At 41.8% G+C, this 390-nt stretch carries 1 protein-coding gene; it reads right to left on the bottom strand.

Features of this window, described 5'->3' with window-relative positions; all coding sequences use genetic code 11:
* The coding region (locus K8089_RS16385) for a hypothetical protein (RefSeq protein WP_237604349.1) at positions 1 to 390 on the bottom strand (390 nt) is incomplete at both ends.

The raw sequence follows: 390 nt of genomic DNA, 5'->3' as shown, positions 1-390 counted from the left end.
TTTCTGCGCAAATCACCGAAATCTGCGGGAGATCCTTTTCATTTTTTAGTTTCCCGCGGATTGCGCAGATTATCGCAGATTCTCTATTTGTTTTTTCTGCGCAAATCACCGAAATCTGCGGGAGATCCTTTTCGTTTCTTTGTTTCCCGCAGATCACACAGATTATCACTGATTCTTTATTGGTTTTTTCTGCGCAAATCACCGAAATCTGCGGGAAATCCTTTTCGTTTTTCAGTTTCCCGCGGATCGTACAGATTATCGCGGATTTTATATTAATTTTTCCTGCGCATATCAGCGAAATCTGCGGGAGATCCTTTTCATTTTTTAGTTTCCCGCGGATTGCGCAGATTATCGCAGATTCTCTATTTGTTTTTCTGCGCAAATCACCGA

It is taken from the genome of Aequorivita vitellina (assembly GCF_022008365.1).
Classification (GTDB): Bacteria; Bacteroidota; Bacteroidia; order Flavobacteriales; family Flavobacteriaceae; genus Aequorivita; species Aequorivita vitellina.
Note: the sequence above shows the minus strand (reverse complement) of the source record. Positions and strands in the feature narration are given on the sequence as shown.